This window comes from Rhodococcus sp. NPDC056516, from assembly GCF_042794655.1.
Taxonomy (GTDB): Bacteria; Actinomycetota; Actinomycetes; order Mycobacteriales; family Mycobacteriaceae; genus Rhodococcus_F.
This window is the reverse complement of the sequence record NZ_JBHTTG010000007.1, coordinates 1-15,491: the sequence shown is the minus strand read 5'-3', so window position 1 is coordinate 15,491 and position 15,491 is coordinate 1. Positions and strand designations below refer to the sequence as shown.

The 15,491-nt window shown below is 63.2% G+C and carries 18 protein-coding genes; 7 read left to right on the top strand and 11 right to left on the bottom strand.

Annotated elements, in window-relative coordinates; all coding sequences use genetic code 11:
• Positions 1 to 9 precede the first annotated feature (9 nt).
• The 3 genes from ACFQ6Y_RS21235 to ACFQ6Y_RS21225 all read left to right on the top strand — a co-directional run bounded on the left by ACFQ6Y_RS21235 (position 10) and on the right by ACFQ6Y_RS21225 (position 3,435).
• A complete protein-coding gene (locus ACFQ6Y_RS21235; RefSeq protein WP_378636875.1) occupies positions 10 to 1,155 on the top strand; it encodes an 8-amino-7-oxononanoate synthase in 1,146 nt (381 codons plus the stop codon).
• Positions 1,152 to 1,835, top strand: coding sequence for a dethiobiotin synthase (bioD, locus tag ACFQ6Y_RS21230; RefSeq protein WP_378636870.1), 684 nt, complete (start codon positions 1,152 to 1,154; stop codon positions 1,833 to 1,835). The genes ACFQ6Y_RS21235 and bioD overlap by 4 nt, the downstream gene beginning before the upstream one ends.
• 184 nt (positions 1,836 to 2,019) lie before the next feature.
• On the top strand, positions 2,020 to 3,435 hold the full coding sequence (locus ACFQ6Y_RS21225; RefSeq protein ID WP_378636866.1) for a diguanylate cyclase: 1,416 nt from the start codon (positions 2,020 to 2,022) through the stop codon (positions 3,433 to 3,435).
• A gap of 55 nt (positions 3,436 to 3,490) precedes the next feature.
• On the opposite strand, the gene ACFQ6Y_RS21220 is transcribed toward ACFQ6Y_RS21225, so the two are convergent.
• From ACFQ6Y_RS21220 to ACFQ6Y_RS21190, 7 genes are all read right to left on the bottom strand, one after another.
• Entirely contained in the window at positions 3,491 to 4,873 is a 1,383-nt protein-coding gene (locus tag ACFQ6Y_RS21220; protein ID WP_317826397.1) for a tripartite tricarboxylate transporter permease, read from the bottom strand.
• The gene (locus tag ACFQ6Y_RS21215; protein WP_378547239.1) at positions 4,870 to 5,361 is read right to left on the bottom strand and encodes a hypothetical protein; all 492 of its coding nucleotides are present in this window, start codon (positions 5,359 to 5,361) and stop codon (positions 4,870 to 4,872) included. Before ACFQ6Y_RS21215 ends, ACFQ6Y_RS21220 begins: the two co-directional genes overlap by 4 nt.
• A gap of 79 nt (positions 5,362 to 5,440) precedes the next feature.
• Entirely contained in the window at positions 5,441 to 6,409 is a 969-nt protein-coding gene (locus ACFQ6Y_RS21210) for a hydroxymethylglutaryl-CoA lyase (protein ID WP_378636855.1), read from the bottom strand.
• Positions 6,410 to 6,414: 5 nt separating this feature from the next.
• Positions 6,415 to 7,707, bottom strand: coding sequence for a hydroxymethylglutaryl-CoA reductase, degradative (locus ACFQ6Y_RS21205; RefSeq protein WP_378636852.1), 1,293 nt, complete (start codon positions 7,705 to 7,707; stop codon positions 6,415 to 6,417).
• 106 nt (positions 7,708 to 7,813) lie between these two features.
• On the bottom strand, positions 7,814 to 9,805 hold the full coding sequence (locus ACFQ6Y_RS21200; RefSeq protein WP_378636847.1) for a helix-turn-helix domain-containing protein: 1,992 nt from the start codon (positions 9,803 to 9,805) through the stop codon (positions 7,814 to 7,816).
• Positions 9,806 to 9,815: 10 nt separating this feature from the next.
• The gene (locus ACFQ6Y_RS21195; protein WP_378636844.1) at positions 9,816 to 10,367 is read right to left on the bottom strand and encodes a tail fiber domain-containing protein; all 552 of its coding nucleotides are present in this window, start codon (positions 10,365 to 10,367) and stop codon (positions 9,816 to 9,818) included.
• Positions 10,351 to 10,479, bottom strand: coding sequence for a hypothetical protein (locus ACFQ6Y_RS21190; RefSeq protein ID WP_003941742.1), 129 nt, complete (start codon positions 10,477 to 10,479; stop codon positions 10,351 to 10,353). The genes ACFQ6Y_RS21195 and ACFQ6Y_RS21190 overlap by 17 nt, the downstream gene beginning before the upstream one ends.
• A gap of 288 nt (positions 10,480 to 10,767) precedes the next feature.
• On the opposite strand from ACFQ6Y_RS21190, the gene ACFQ6Y_RS21185 reads away from it, so the two are divergent.
• Positions 10,768 to 10,932, top strand: coding sequence for a hypothetical protein (locus tag ACFQ6Y_RS21185; protein ID WP_214888215.1), 165 nt, complete (start codon positions 10,768 to 10,770; stop codon positions 10,930 to 10,932).
• A gap of 5 nt (positions 10,933 to 10,937) precedes the next feature.
• On the opposite strand, the gene ACFQ6Y_RS21180 is transcribed toward ACFQ6Y_RS21185, so the two are convergent.
• The 3 genes from ACFQ6Y_RS21180 to ACFQ6Y_RS21170 form a co-directional block, all read right to left on the bottom strand.
• Positions 10,938 to 11,312, bottom strand: a complete 375-nt coding sequence (locus tag ACFQ6Y_RS21180) for a VOC family protein (RefSeq protein WP_347872989.1) — start codon at positions 11,310 to 11,312, stop codon at positions 10,938 to 10,940.
• Positions 11,313 to 11,341: 29 nt separating this feature from the next.
• Positions 11,342 to 11,755 (bottom strand): VOC family protein, encoded by a 414-nt coding sequence (locus tag ACFQ6Y_RS21175; protein WP_378538773.1) that lies wholly within the window; start codon positions 11,753 to 11,755, stop codon positions 11,342 to 11,344.
• Between the two features lie 114 nt (positions 11,756 to 11,869).
• Entirely contained in the window at positions 11,870 to 12,442 is a 573-nt protein-coding gene (locus ACFQ6Y_RS21170; RefSeq protein WP_378636834.1) for a helix-turn-helix domain-containing protein, read from the bottom strand.
• A 64-nt stretch (positions 12,443 to 12,506) separates the two neighbouring features.
• Here ACFQ6Y_RS21170 and ACFQ6Y_RS21165 point away from each other — a divergent pair, with 64 nt between their 5' ends.
• On the top strand, positions 12,507 to 13,220 hold the full coding sequence (locus tag ACFQ6Y_RS21165; protein WP_378636829.1) for an AzlC family ABC transporter permease: 714 nt from the start codon (positions 12,507 to 12,509) through the stop codon (positions 13,218 to 13,220).
• Positions 13,217 to 13,537: an AzlD domain-containing protein gene (locus ACFQ6Y_RS21160; RefSeq protein ID WP_378636826.1), complete on the top strand. Its 321-nt coding sequence runs from the start codon at positions 13,217 to 13,219 to the stop codon at positions 13,535 to 13,537. The genes ACFQ6Y_RS21165 and ACFQ6Y_RS21160 overlap by 4 nt, the downstream gene beginning before the upstream one ends.
• Here ACFQ6Y_RS21160 and ACFQ6Y_RS21155 read toward each other — a convergent pair.
• On the bottom strand, positions 13,523 to 14,179 hold the full coding sequence (locus tag ACFQ6Y_RS21155) for a TetR/AcrR family transcriptional regulator C-terminal domain-containing protein (protein ID WP_378636823.1): 657 nt from the start codon (positions 14,177 to 14,179) through the stop codon (positions 13,523 to 13,525). The two genes, ACFQ6Y_RS21160 and ACFQ6Y_RS21155, sit on opposite strands and share 15 nt — an antisense overlap.
• A 164-nt stretch (positions 14,180 to 14,343) precedes the next feature.
• Here ACFQ6Y_RS21155 and bioB point away from each other — a divergent pair, with 164 nt between their 5' ends.
• The gene (gene bioB, locus ACFQ6Y_RS21150) at positions 14,344 to 15,357 is read left to right on the top strand and encodes a biotin synthase BioB (protein WP_024487821.1); all 1,014 of its coding nucleotides are present in this window, start codon (positions 14,344 to 14,346) and stop codon (positions 15,355 to 15,357) included.
• The last annotated feature ends 134 nt before the right edge of the window (positions 15,358 to 15,491 follow it).

Sequence of the window (15,491 nt, the reverse complement as noted above, 5' to 3'; positions counted from 1 at the left end):
TGTTCAAGTATGGTCGGAAAAGTGAACACCTCGCTGAATTGGCTCACTGCCGTCGAAGCGGACCGTAGGGCCGCTGGACTGCGCCGCGAACTCCGTCCGCGCACGGTCGACTCCCCGCTGATCGACCTGGCGTCGAACGACTACCTCGGACTCGTGCGGCACCCCGACGTGATCGAGGGTGCTACGGCGGCGCTGCGCCGCTGGGGCGCAGGCGCCACGGGTTCGCGTCTGGTCACCGGCACCACCACCGAACACGAACTGCTCGAAGTCGAACTGGCCGAGTTCGTCGGGGCGGACTCCGGTCTCGTGTTCTCCTCTGGATACGCCGCCAATCTCGGCGCGGTGACGGCCCTCTCGGGGCCCGGGTCGTTGATCGTCTCCGACGCGGGATCGCATGCCTCGCTCGTGGATGCCTGCCGACTGTCACGCGCTCGGGTAGCCGTTGCCCCACATTCGGACGTGAACTTTCTCGCCGACACGCTGCGCGCCAGATCCGAAGAGCGAGCGCTGGTCGTCACCGATTCGGTCTTCAGTGCCGACGGAGATCTCGCTCCGCTGCGGGAGATGCATCAGGTGTGCCGCGAACACGGCGCGATTCTGCTGGTCGACGAGGCGCACGGCATCGGTGTGCGCGGTGCCGGTGGACGCGGACTCGTTCACGAGTCGGGCCTGGCCGGTGAACCCGACATCGTCGTGACGGCGACGTTGTCGAAGTCGCTCGCCAGCCAGGGCGGAGTTGTACTCGGCGACAACAAGATCCGCGCGCATCTCATCGACGCGGCAAGAACGTTCATCTTCGACACCGGTCTCGCCCCGGCCGCCGTCGGCGCGGCCAGGGCTGCACTCGCCGTCCTCCAGCGCGAGCCGACGCGAGCGCTCGACGTCCTTGCCCGGGCGACCGAACTCGCCGACGTCACCGGGGCCCCATCGCCTGAATCTGCCGTCGTCTCGGTCGTTCTCGGTGATCCGCAACGGGCGTTCGATGCCGCGTCGGCGTGCCGGGACCAGGGGCTGCATGTCGGATGCTTCCGGCCACCGTCGGTTCCGGAAGGAACGTCGCGCTTGCGCCTGACTGCACGAGCAACGCTGTCCGCTGCCGAAATGGAGCAGATCTCACTCGTACTGCGCGAAGTATTGGCAGGTGCCCGCGAATGAGCATTCTCGTAGTGACCGGAACGTCGACCGACGTGGGGAAAACAGTGGTGACGGCAGCACTGGCCTCGGTGGCCCTGCAGTCCGGAAAGTCGGTCGCTGTGCTCAAACCGGCGCAGACCGGCGTCGACGTCGACGGTGCGGGTGATCTGGCCGAGGTCGACCGTCTGACCGGTGGCGGTGTGACGCTGGTCGAGTTGGCGCGGTATCCCGAACCTTTGGCGCCCGATACTGCTGCGCGTAGAAGTGGTCTCCCGTTGTTGGCGCTCGACGACGTGGTCCGGGTCGCTTCCGACCTGGACGCCACTCACGACCTGACTCTGATCGAAGGCGCCGGCGGCTTGCTGGTCCGGTTGGGGACGGACGGATTCACCGCGCGTGATCTTGCCGCCGCTTTGTCAGCGCCCGTCTTGCTGGTGGTTGCCTCCGGCCTGGGCACGCTTAATCACACTGCTCTGACAGTGGAAGCGCTCGGGGCATCCGGCGTGGACTGCGCCGGGTTGGTGATCGGTTCGTGGCCGCAGGAACCGGACCTGGCCGAGAGGTGTAATCGCGAGGATCTGGTCTCGGTCAGCGGCGTCCCCCTTGTCGGAGCAATGCCGGCCGGTAGCGGCAGCGTTAGTGCCCGAGAGTTTGCTCAGACAGCTTGGGCCGAGCTCAGTAAGTCTCTTTTGGCCAACTAGAGCCGTAACGTCCGATTTGTCTGCATCGATAGCCAAGGCACAGCGGGGCGCCTTGAATTCGGCGTCCCTCGCGTACGATTCCGGTCGGTATATTTCGGCCGGCGTCTTGGGCGACCCAGAGTCCTGGGCCCGAGTCACCCGATCGTGGTTGTCGAATTGTGAGTTGGTCAGTCGAATGTAGGTGGTGAGTACGGTCGGAAGATTGTCGTCATCGGCCGTACGCCGCGCAGTGCTCATCGGTGTTGTCGTCTTCGTCTCGTGCCTCGTCGGAATTCTGAGCCGCCAACCCGGCACGCTTGCTGTCTTCTGGCCGGCCAACGCGCTGCTGCTCGGGATTCTCTTTCGGTCACCGCGTTCCGCGACACCGCTCACCTGGATCTGCGCAGTGGCAGGTTATGTCGGAGCCGACCTGATCACCGGCGGGGCGTGGGAGTCCACGGTGTGGCTCAACGCGGCCAACGTCGTCGGGGTCGCGAGCGCCTTCTACGCCTTTCGCTGGGTTGACGGTGAGGACCGTCGTCTGACCAGTATTCAGTCTGTCGGATATCTCGTGTCGATGACGGTCGTCGGCGCGTCGATGGCAGCGCTCGTCGGCAGAATCGCAAACCGCGTGCTGTTCGGCGGACAGTGGTGGGACGGCTGGTTGCTCTGGTTCTCGAGTGAGTTCGTCAACTACATGACCATCGTCCCACTGGTGCTGACGTTCCCCTCGCTTCGGCGAGTTGATCGAGACCCGAAAGCCGTTGCCGCACTTGTGCGTCGATCAATCGTTCCGACAGCGCTCCTGGCGGTCTGCATCATTTTGGAGTGGGTGATCGGCGGCGCCGGAGCGATCGCGTTCGCCATGCCGGCGCTCGTGACTGCAGCCTTGCTCACCAATGTTTTTGTCACGTCGATGCTCACAGCCGTATCAACTGCCTGGACGTTGGTGCTGACGGCCGACGGTCATCTCGGATTGTCCAGCGAAGGCCTCTCGCCCGTCAGTGCGTCGGTCCAGATCGGATTGTCGCTGCTGGCGGTAGCGCCGATCGCGGTGGCATGTGTGATCCTCGAGCGCCGCCGCGCGCTCGAAGCGCTGACACAAGCCGTGACCCACGACGATCTCACCGGTGCGTTGCGTCGGGACGAGTTCTTCCGGCGAGGCGGCGGCGTGACGGGTGCGACCGATCCGCGTCGACGCTCCGGACGTCCGGTCAGCGTCCTGATGATGGATCTGGATCACTTCAAGATGGTGAACGACAACCTCGGTCATCGTGCCGGCGATACCGCGTTGGTGAGTTTTGCCGATCAGGTGCGGCGGAACCTCGACGACAAGCATCTGTTCGCCCGCTTGGGCGGCGAGGAGTTCGTCGTTTTGATGTCAGGTGTCGATCTGGAAGGTGCGACCGCAACGGCCGAGATGATTCGACGCGCGCAGGCGGAGAATTCGTCAGCAGTGTTGGGTGACCTCGGGCCGACCGTCAGCATCGGTGTCGCGTGTTCACCCCACGGCGACGCGGATCTGACGCAACTGGTCGACGGCGCCGACGAAGCCTTGTACGAAGCGAAGAAACTCGACCGGAATCGAACGGTCTCGCTGACGCTCGGAGAAGTCACGTAGCCCGTGCGGACCTGCAGTGTTTGCAGGTCCGCACGGGTTGGTGGTGTCGAGCGATTCAGAAGAGGTTGATCAGTGCCGGAACGCTGAACAGGGCGACGTAGTAACCCATGAACAGGACACCGCCGTGAATCTTGAACAGACGCCCGAGAAGGCCACCGACCAAGCCGACGGTCACGGTGATCAGGAGGCCCAGGATGCCGCCCTCCCAGATGCTGATGACGACGACGAGTCCCGTGAACACCGCGATCACAGCTTCGTGACTGATGTGCTTGACCACCGCTGACGCAGCGCGGTACGCGTAGTTCATGGCAAACGGATATGCGATGACCGTTGCCGTGACCACTGCCAGCAGGCCGTAGAGCAGGAACTCCCACTGCGTCAGGTACGTGGAAAGATTGTTGATCACTCCGGTTTCCTGATTGGTCTCGAAGACCGGCGGAGCGTTGAAGAGAGGTGCCGCGGGACCTGCCGCGAGCGGGCTGAGCGGAAGGCCGAACGCGACGAGCGGGATGAGGGTTTCTGCGATGTAGGTGGATTCCGTCGTACCGTTTTTCGCCGAGACCATCGTGGTCAGTCGGTGATAGCCGTTTTTGATCCGCGCACCTACCAGCTCACCCATCAGAACGGTCATGGCGACAGGGCTGAAGACGAATGTTGCGCTCGATACCGTGGAGGCGGCTGCGGTGTAACCGATCTGCTTGCGATCGAGGACCTTCAGGGGATTGGGGAAGTATCCCTTCCATCCCTTGATGTCCGGGGCCAGTGCAACAGTTTTGGGTTCACTGCGCTCCATGTCCTTACGGGTCGACGGACCCAAGGTCAGTGCGAGGTCCGCGATCAGCGGCCCGACTGCGATGGCAAGGAAGTAGCTGATGTTGAGCGACACATCGTAATTCGACGTCAACGCGCGGGCGCCGAGGATCAAGATCACGAAGGGAACGAGAGCGACGACCCCGGCCCAGCGGCCCGGCGAGGCGTAGGCGATACCGATGGCGGCGACCAGGAACAGCCAGGGTGCTATCGATTGAACGGTATCGGCGAACGGCGCGAGGATGGTCGCGAACAGCACGGCAACCGGCACAGCGACGAACGCCGAGATCACCGCTCCCGAGATCGCCTTGCGGAGTGCGATGTGCGGGATGCCGAGTGAGCGCATCATTTGCGCCTCCGGCAAAAGCGGAATCGCCATCGTGTCACCGGGAATGCCCAGCAGCATCGTCGGCACCGCGTGCGTCATGTGTTTGGCGATCGCGCCGGAGAGGAAGAACGTGAACACCGCGGCCGGGGGAGCGCCGAGCAGGATCACGAGCAGCGTCAGTGGCGCGATGGTGGCGGTCTCGTCCGTGCCGGAAATCAATCCGATGAACGTGAATGCGACCGCGCCGATGATGCCGAAGAGAACGGCAATCAGAATTTCGTTGGTCAGGACCGAACTCATGCGCGCCCACCGTCCTTCGGTGCATTCGAGGCCGGTGCGTGCTCGGCCTCGGCGGCGGCGAAATGGTCGTACAGACCGAGTTCGCGAAGTTCCTGTTGGCTCTGTTCCGGAATGTCGGCGAGAGTGCCCAGACCCTGGCGTTGTTCACTCATCATCGTGATGACGCCGTCGATCGACTCCGCGTCGGCGGCTGCCAACGCGACTATCCTCTTCGGCTTGATGAAGATTCCGCAGACGACGCCGGCGAGCAGGCAGGCCGCGATGCCGACCAGCAGGCTGTACGCCTGGGCCAACGACGGTTCACTGACGACCCGTTCGAACAGTGCCTGGGCCGCGAGAAGGGCCGAAGCGCCGACGACACTGCCGACCAGGACGGAGATCGCGAGGTGTCGACCGTTGACGGTGTCGCCCCAGACTTCGAGGTACGTCTGCTGCTCGGTCGGTTCGGTGGTGGTGGTCGGCGTCGTTGCCGACTGCGGTGGTGACATCAGTCTTCTCCAGTGTCATGCATGGCGAGAGGCTTGCGAGGTGGGGGACTTGCGAGATGAGGGGCTTGCGCGACGAGTGTCAGGTGCGTGCTGCGCGGAGGGCGCTGACAACTCGGGACGGACTCGGGTGTCCGATCTGTTCGGCCATCCAACTGCTTGTGTCGGTAAGGGAATCCAGGTCGATGCCGGTGTCGATCCCGAGGCCGTGGAGCATCCACACCAAGTCCTCGGTGGCGAGATTTCCGGTCGCGCCCTTGGCATATGGGCACCGTCCGAGACCGCCTGCGGAACTGTCGAATTCGGAGACACCCGCAGTCAGCGACGCGTAGACGTTCGACAGTGCCTGGCCGTAGGTATCGTGAAAGTGCATCGCGATCTGCGAAGTGGGGATGCCACGTTCGCGGATCGCACCGAGTAAGGCGAGCACATGGCCAGGCGTGCCGACGCCGATGGTGTCGCCGAGTGAGAGCGAGAGGGCACCGCAGTCGATCAAGGCTTTCGCGATGTCGGCGACACGCTCGACGGGCACTGCGCCTTCCCAGGGGTCGCCGAAGCACATCGAGATGTACCCGCGGACGGGAAGTCCCAGGGCTCGCGCGGCGGCAGTGACCTCGGCGGCCGCGGCGATTGCGCCGTCCACCGTAGAGTTGAGGTTGCGTCTCGCGAATTCTTCTGTGGCGCTGACGAATACGGCAACTTCGCTCGCCCCTGCGGCAACGGCCCGCTCGAGACCTTTGCGGTTCGGGACAAGGACGACCGTGCGTACCGAGTCCGGTAGGTGCAGCCGACCCATCAATTCTTCCGCGTCGGCAAGTTGCGGGATCCATCGAGGCGAGACGAAGCTCGTCAATTCGACGGTGCGGGAACCGGCCGCGACCAGGCGTTCGATGAACTGGGCCTTCGTCTCGGTCGGGATCACTGCCGTTTCGGCTTGAAGTCCGTCGCGTGGTCCGACTTCGTAGACCCGGACCGCGGTCGGTAGACCCGTCGCCGACACTCGATGAGGCGCCGGCTTCCACACTGGTGATCCTGCAACTGTTTCGGTCATCGTGGTCAGTTTCCGCCGCGGATCTCGGCGAGAACCTTCTCGGCATGCTCGACGCGAATGCTCTTGTCCGCGATCAGGCGTGCAACCACGGCGTCGATCTCGCTCTTCTGGGCTCCGGCGGTGGCAGCGATGTTGCGGGCGTGTAGTCCCATGTGCCCGCGCTGGACACCCTCACTGGCGAGAACGCGGACAGCAGCCAGGTTCTGTGCGAGGCCAACTGCCAGAATGATGCCGGCGAGTTCTTCGGCGCTCTCGACGCCGAGCATCTTGATTGCGGCCTGCGCTACCGGGTGCACCTTGGTGGCGCCGCCGACGAGGCCGACCGGCATGGGTAGCTCGAGGGTGCCGACGATGTTGCCGTCGGCATTCTTCTCGAAATGCGAGAGTGAGGAGTAGATTCCGTCGGCGTTGACTGCATGGGAATGGCACCCGGCTTCGACTGCGCGCGTGTCGTTTCCGGTCGCCAACACCACGGCGCTGATGCCGTTCATGATGCCCTTGTTGTGTGTCGCGGCGCGGTAGGGATCCAGCTCTGCCAAGCGTGCGGCATGGATCAAGTTGTCCACTACCTCTGCACCGCCGATCAATTCGGCGTCGAACACGGCACGAACGCGCGTCAGCCGCAGATCTGCCTTGTTGGTGAGAATGCGAAGAACGACGTGCCCGCCGCCGATCTCGGCTACTCGATCCGCGATTGCCTCTGCCATCGTGTTGACTGCGTTGGCGCCCATCGCATCTCGTACGTCGACGTGAAGGTGGAGGACGACGTAGGCGGCCTTGTCCGAGGACACGATGCGAACCGAAATGTCCTTCACGCCACCGCCGACGCTGACCAGCTTCGGGTCCTGCTCGTTGGCGAGTGCAATGATTTCTTCACGTGCCTCGAGGAGTCGGATGCGGGCAGCTGCCGGATCCACTACGTCGACGAGTTGAATCTGGGCTTGCATGATCGGCTGGGTGCTCGAGACGTGAAAGCCCCCGAGTCCGCGTGCGATGCGAGCAGCGTTACTCGCGGCGGCGACCACCGACGGCTCCTCGGTGGCGAGGGGGATCAGGTAGTCCTTGCCGTTGATCGTGAAGTTGGTGGCCACGCCGACCGGGATGCCGATGACGCCGAGGACGTTCTCGACCATGCGATCGGCCTGATCGAGAGTGAGGCCGTCGGCAGCGTCGTAGACCGCGATGTCTGCTTCGGTCAGGTCGGTCTGGCGAACGATCTCGGCGCGCCGTGCGGCGACGTCGTAGGACCGGAAATCGGCGATGCGGCTGTTGGTTGATCGGCTGTTGGTTGATGACACGGGGGGTCGTCCTCCTGAAGTGGTTCTGTGCTCCGCTTCACAGTAGGGAGGTTGATGCCTGCCAGGCCACGTGCTCACAACACATCGATCGGTCGAAATTGTAGTGTCATGCACCATCGCCGCTGTCGTTGATGTCGGTTCCACCCTCTTCGGCTCCCACTTCTCGAAGTTCGTCGAGCCTCGTCGCCATGGACACGCGAAAGAAGTTCTCGTCTTCACGCCAGGAGTGACCGAGGAGGGTGCGGATGCGGTCGAGTCGCTGAACGACGGTGTTCGGGTGGTAGTTGAGTGCGCGAGCAGCCTTGGTCGGGCTCCCGTCGTTGCGGACCAGAGCCCGAAGGGTCGCCGTGAGATCGGTGTCCTTGTCTCGGTCGTAGGCGAGTACCGGGCCGATTACTTCGTCGACGAATTGATGGAGTGATTCCGGATTCTCGCCGAACAGAACGGTGTAAGGCAGGTACGACGCAGTCGTGACCGCGCCGTCGGTCTTGCCCAACGCCGACAGCAGGCGGGCGGTGCGCAGCGCAGAGGTGAAGCGCGCCGGGAGCTCTTCGGGGCGCTCCGCCGTTGCCGGCGCGATCACTACAGCGTGGGGTCCTACCGAACCGGTGATCTGGCGGTGAACGACGGTCGCCGCGGCTGCAGGGTTCCCCGAGCGCGAGACCACCGCGATCAATCCGGCGTGTTGCGACGCCAGAGCTCCGACCGGCAGACTCTGCCCGATTGCACGGAGCGCGGCGGTGCGGAGTTCCGGAGCGACCGACACCACGAGGACGGTGTCGAGTTCGCCGAGGGAGATACCGAGGTTGCGGGTCCGACGTTCGAGATCGCGCCTCCGCTCGGGCGCAGTGCTCAACAGGTCGGCGACCAGTTCGTCACGTGCGCGCCGATCCGCTGCTGCCGCCGCCGAGTGTTGCAACACGAGAATCGCTGTAACTTGAGCTGCCCGTTCCACGGTCCTGAGTTCGACGGGTCCGATCGGCGCGTCCGATCGATTCAGCAAGATCGCCCCGAGGAATGATTCTCCGGCGGTGACGGCGCTGACGAGTTGGATCACGGTCTCGCTGTTATCGGCGACGAACGTGCATCGGCCACTGCGGCGACTCTGGTCGATGGCATCGGACACGGCGCGAGGTAGCGACAACGGCACCGTCGTGATCTGCTCACCCGACGATGTGACGAGAGGGCGTAGCTCGTTGTCGACGACGACGGTGCTGCGCTCGAGTGCGCTGCTGAGAGTTCGTGCTACCTGGGCGTAGCCACCACCGCGGAGAACGGCATGGATCAGATCCTGGTGGACGATGTTCGATTTGTCCCGTGCGGACACGTGCTCGCGCAGCTCGTCGAGTGCTCGCCCGGTCTCGGCGGCGGATTCCTCGGCGCGGTCCAGCGCCCGTGCGGTTTGCAGGACTACCGAGGCGTGATCGGCGAGAGCAGAGAGCAGGGCGATCTGATCTGCGGTAAATCGTCGTTCCCGGCGATCGGCGGCAAACAGGACACCGAGGATCTGGCCGTCCGAGAGCATCGGCACACCGAGAATCGCCACCAGACCCTCGGCGACTATCGCGGCATCGACAACCTCGTCGTGCCGCGACTGCGTGTATTCGCTGTAGTTCTGGACCCACTGGGCCGCACGAGATTCGGCAATCGCGCTGACCAAGCCGGCGCCCGCAGGAACCTGCAGATGCTGGAGCTCCGGCGAGACCGCGCCGGCTGTCTTTCGAACGTTCAGATCTCTGGTGACCACATCGAACTCGGACAGGTACGTGACGTCGGTGCCCATGATGTCGTGTGCGCGGTTGACCAGTCTCTGCAGCAGTGTGTCGACGTCGCGAACCTGCGCAAGCTCGCGCGCACTCGAATAGAGGACCGCCAATTCGTTCTCGCGGCGGCGCAGTCGACGAAATTCCGACCGACTGGCCCGGATGCGGGCCGCGGTCTCCGTGATCTCCGTTGTGCCAAGGCCGAATTCGGAAAGTGCCTGTTCGACATGTTCGTCTCCGACAGCGTCGGATGTCACGTCGAACAGTGCGGCAATCTCGTTGGGGTCCGAGTCGGAGTCTGAAGCTGAGTCGGAGTCTGAATCAGGGGCGGTCACACCGAACAAACTACAGACCGGTGGAACCGCCGAATTCGTCGAGCGCCGAGGATTTGTGATTGTTGTTCATCTCTAACGTATTTCGATCCGTTTTCGCCTCACCCGTCTCCGTGCGCAGTGTGTCGAGTTCCTTCTCGAGCCCGCTGACTTTTGTCTCGAGGGCGCCTATTTTGCGGTTCAAGGCTTGGATGCTCGCCATGCACACGCCGTTCGCATCGACGGCCGAGATACGACGGGTGTTGGATCCCAAGCCGAAAATCGCTGCGAAATCCTGCGCCATCGGACCCAGGTGGCGGATCGACTTGTGGTCGAAACCGTAACTCCACGTGCTTATTCGAAGGGCTGTCAACCTGTCGAGCACATCCTGGGCGCTGGTCGGAACAACCGCGTCCGTATGCACGCCCCGTCGTCGCGTGGCCCGTGAGAACACCCAGTGCGCGGGATGGCGCATCGCGGCGTTCACTCGAGTGCTGACTCCAACGCCGAGGTATTCAGTGCGCTCGCCGTTTTCAGTGCGCTCGCCGTTTTCAGTGCGCTCGCCCTCGTCAGGCGGTGAGTTCACGTCGTGCGGTTTTGACGGTCTTGTCGCTCAGCAGAATTCCCGCTCCTGCGCCGAGCAGTCCGAGGCCGATTCCGACAGCAGCGCTGCCGAGGCCCAAAGCAATTCCCAACATGATTCCTCCAAAAATTGTGCGGTGAATTGAGGGGCCAGGTGTCCGACGAAAGTGCTGCCGACCTGCTCCGCGCTCATCTTTCACATTGCTCCGCCGTGCGGTCGATGACAACCCGTCTGGACCGAATTTCTCGTGGAAAACACAGGCGTGCAAGACTGGGTGAAGAACTGCTGAGTCATCGGCGTCTTGTGGGCGCCGTACGGGCGGCAGTATTTAAGTAGCCATCGACCGATCTCTAACGCAGGTTTATCTGCGCGCGGCAACGATGACCAGGCAAAAGGGTGGCATGTGAACGAATCGAACAGTGGCTTGTTTTCCGACCTCAGTGCGTCGGAGCCCGTTGTCGACGCAAAAAGCGCCGAGCAATTGGCGGCCGAGCGTGAAACTGCGGCAGCGGAACGCTCCAATACCGACACCGCTGAACAGCGGCAGTCACAGCTGTTCAGCGGTTAAGCGCGTCAGGACTCCTTGATTACCGACAGAACATTGCCGGCGGGGTCGGTGAACCACGCGATATCGGGGCCGTTGCCACGCATGATGCCTCGCGCATCCTGGGGGAATCCGTCGTATTTCAGAAACTCCACACCACGTGCGGTCAGTTGATCGACGGTTGTGTCGATGTCGTCGACGACGAAGTTGAGGATCGTGTACGTCGCCGCTTCGTGATTCGGTTTCGGATAAACCAGGATCTCGGTTCCGCCGGCAAGATGTAGGCGAATGAGTCCCATGTCTTCGTCGGTCACTTTCAGCCCGAGTGTTTCGCCGTAGAATTTCTTTGCAGCGTCGATGTCAGTCACCGAAAATCCGCTGAATGCTTTCGTGTCTGCAAGCATGACTATCTCCGTTCCCAGCGGTTGCCGGACTAGGTGGTGTGGGAATCCGTCATTCCGGATTCCATCTCGGCCCTGGCTTCCTCGCTGAACTCGATGATCTGAACGTAGTTTCCGTCGGGGTCGATAGCGGTGGCGAACAAACTGCCCCCGCGGTCTTCGAGTGGGGCGAACCAGTTTCCGCCGAGTGCATCGATGCGCTGCGCGATCGACCGGGCGTCGTCGGTCTCGACATTGAGGAACATTCGGCCGGGCTGCGGGTTGGTATCGCCGACGTCGTCGCGTCTGTCGAGCATCACGTAGAAACCGTTGAAGTCGAGGACGTCGTAGCCGGGTTCGCCCGGGGTGCGGTCCACCTTCGGGGCGAACGCCTCGGCGTACCAGTCGCGCAGGCGTTCGGGGTTGGTGCTCGAGAGCAAAATGCTGCTGATGCTGGATCCGGACATGTGTCCTCCTGCTGTTGGTCGTTACTGGCGTCGGTGATCGAGGCGCTGGCCACATCACCTTGCAGATACAGACTTCCCGCAGCGACGAAACTCATCGGTGAAACTGATCGAGGCTCAGGTGTGCTCCGAAACCATGATCGCCGTCGTGCCTGGTTCGAGTGCCCGAAAGATGTGCTCCTCGTCGCCGGGATATGCGAGGTAGTCGCCCGGTCCGAGCTCGATCGGATCTGCGGTCGGCCCGACCTCGGCCCGACCCGTACCGATCACAACGTGTTCGGTGGTGCCGCGGGCATGCGGAGTCGAAATGCGAGGCTCGCCCGGCTCGGCGACGATCCGATACAGATCGCGGCGTGCGTTCGGTGGGCTCGGCGCCAAGAGTGTCGCGATGTACGACGCGTTCGCCGACGCAATCGCGGGCCCTTCTCCGGCTCGAATCAACTGAACGGTCTGTGCCTGAGAGTCGACGAGTTGTGAGAACGGCACACCCAATGCGTTTCCGAGTGCCCACAGAGTTTCGAGGCTCGGATTTCCGAGTCCGGATTCGAGTTGGGAGAGTGTGGATTTGGCGATATCGGCGCGCCGGGCGACCTCCGAAAGGCTCAAGCCTGCTCGGGCACGTTCGCGTTTGAGTGCGACGGCGACCAGTTTCTGAGGAGTCTCCGCTGTATCCGTTTCATTACTGGGCATCGTTCGATTCTCCGATCGATCGTTCTACTTGACGAACGGTGTCACTTCGTTCAACATAGAATACATGCGTTCTTTATGGCGAACAGTTGATCGAGACACGGTTCGGGTGAGCGTGCTGATCTGTCTCTCCGTGGCCATCGTCGGTGTGTCCTACGGTGTGACGGCAGGATCGGCTGGATTCTCGTTGTGGCAGCTTTTGGCGTTGGCTGTACTCGTTCTGGGAGCGTCTTCGGAGTTCTTGTTCATCGGAATCATCGCGGCCGGAGGCGGCGCCGTCGCTGCAGTTGTAGCCGGCTTGCTGATCAACTCCCGAAACTTCGCCTACGGATTGGCAGCGGGATCTTTTCTCGGCGAGGCTCGCCACACGGATTCAGGCTGGCGCAGGGGCTCGGGTTGGCGCAAGTTGGTCGGCGCGCACCTGGTCAACGACGAAAGCGTCGCGGTTGCCATGGCGCAGGGCTCGGTGAAGCAGAAGCGTGCGGCCTTCTGGTTCTGTGGGATCGGGATCGCGGTGTCGTGGCCGATCGGAGCTCTCCTGGGCGGGCTGCTCGGCAGCGTCGTCCAAGATCCGGCCGCGTTGGGATTGGATGCCGCTTTTCCGGTCGTCATTCTGGCCCTGGTCCTGCCCGCGTTGAGGGAAAAGGTGACATTGCTTGCCGCTGTGATCGGTGCAGCGGTTGCAGTGGCCGCGTCACCGTTCCTGCCGTCGGGTACCGCGCCACTCGTCGCTCTGCTGAGTATCGCGGTGACGATACCGTTCCGGGAGAAGGTTCGATGAATGCTGCATCGGTCTGGATCGGCATTGTGGTGTTCGCTTGCGGCTCTTACGCTTTGCGGGTCAGTGGTGTTCTGCTCCGAGCTCGGGTGACGCTCTCCGGCTTCGCCGAGAAGTCCCTCGATCGTGCTGTCGTGATGCTGTTGCTTGCAGTGGTTGCGACCTCGACGATCTTCGCCGGACATGACGTTGCGGGTCCGGCGCGGATGCTCGGCGTGGTGGCCGGAGGTATCTGCGCCTGGTTCAAGGCCCCGTTGGTGGTCGTGGTGATTGTCGCGGCCGGCGCTACTGCATTGCTGCGACTGTCAGGAGTGTCGTAGAGCCGATTCGATGGGCGTTGAATCGGGGATCGAATTCAGGCGAGTGCGAATGCCGTCGATGAAGAGGTCCAGGCCGAACTGGAATCGCACTGTCGGATCGCCGTCGAGGAGGTCCGCGTCGGAACCGCCGCCGATGACCTCGGGAGAGTCGGGGGAGATGGGAGCTCGGGTGAGTGCCCCCATTTCTTCCATCTGCGCTCGGGACTGCTCGTCGACGGTATGGCCGAGTACGTAATAGAGCAGGGCATACGCCGCGAGTTGGGCGTGCTCGCGTGAGAGGCCGGATTCTTGCCCGGCTTGCACGAAGTGCTCGCGCACCTTGCTGCTTGTCATCCGTGAGGCGAAGGTGGCGCTGACCAACTCGGCGCCGTCGCGGTGCGCCAGCAGGGCAGATCGAAGTCTGTGTGCCAGTTCGGAATACGCCTCTTGCCACGTGTCCGCGTCAACGGGGGCGTCGAGGTCTTCGAGGATCTTGTCGACGACCGCGCCGAGCAAGGTCTGTTTGTTCGGGAAATGCCAGTAGAGGGCGCCGGGTTGGACGCCAAGCGAGGTTGCGAGCCTACGCATCGTGAGGTCGGCAAGCCCGAACTCGTCGAGTATCGCCATGGCGCCGTCCAGCACGTCGCCGCGTCGCAACTGCACTTGTTGTTCCCCTCGTTTCGCCTCGCTGTTGACCGCTCGCGATCAGATGTCGATCGGACCCGCCTTTGACAGTATTCCACCACGTCTCTAACGTGAACACCGTTCAACTTGTACGGTGTTCAATTTTGCTGGTTCTGAAGGAGACGTCTGTGACCCCGCCCCCGATTAGCACGGCCCCTGCGACGGTCGACATCCTCGACCAGGCGCGCGAGCAAGTTCTCGAAAGGGGAGTTGGCCTGACCGAAAGCCAGGTGCTCGACGTACTCCGCCTCGACGACGACAGGCTCGAAGACCTGCTGGCTCTCGCCCACGATGTGCGTATGAAGTGGTGTGGACCGGAGGTCGAGGTCGAGGGAATCATCAGCCTCAAGACGGGCGGCTGCCCGGAGGACTGCCATTTCTGCTCGCAGTCCGGACTCTTCCAGTCGCCGGTTCGCGCGGCCTGGTTGGACATCCCGAGCCTGGTGGAAGCTGCCAAGCAGACTGCGAAGTCGGGCGCTACCGAGTTCTGCATCGTGGCCGCCGTCCGCGGACCCGACGCCCGGTTGCTCGCTCAGGTCGCGGCCGGCATCGAGGCGATCCGCAACGAGGTCGACATCCAGATAGCCTGCTCGCTCGGCATGCTGACCCAGGAACAGGTCGACCAACTGGCCGCCATGGGTGTGCACCGGTACAACCACAACTTGGAAACCTCGAAGTCGCATTTTCCGAACGTCGTCACCACGCACTCGTGGGAAGAGCGTTGGAACACCCTGCGGATGGTTCGCGAAGCAGGCATGGAAGTGTGCTGCGGCGGAATCCTGGGCATGGGCGAATCGCTGGAGCAGCGCGCAGAATTCGCGGCCAACCTGGCTGAACTCGAGCCGGACGAGGTCCCGCTCAACTTCCTCAACCCGCGTCCGGGTACCCCGTTCGGTGATCTGGACGTGCTGCCCGCCAGCGAGGCGCTCAAGTCCGTGGCGGCATTCCGTCTCGCGCTGCCTCGCACGATCCTGCGCTTCGCCGGTGGACGCGAGATCACTCTCGGCGACCTCGGTGCCAAGCAGGGCATCCTCGGCGGAATCAACGCCGTCATCGTCGGCAACTACCTGACGACCCTCGGGCGTCCCGCCGAGAAGGATCTGGATCTGTTGGTCGATCTGCAGATGCCGATCAAAGCACTGAACGACACTCTGTGAGCACTCCGGTGACCGAGGAGCGGTACAACCCGTTCACCGGGCGTCGGGGGGTGGGCCGGGGGGGCCCAGCGCCCCCCGCCGCCCCCGCGCGGGGGGGGCGGCCCCCACCCCAGAGACAGCCGGGCGGGCCGGCG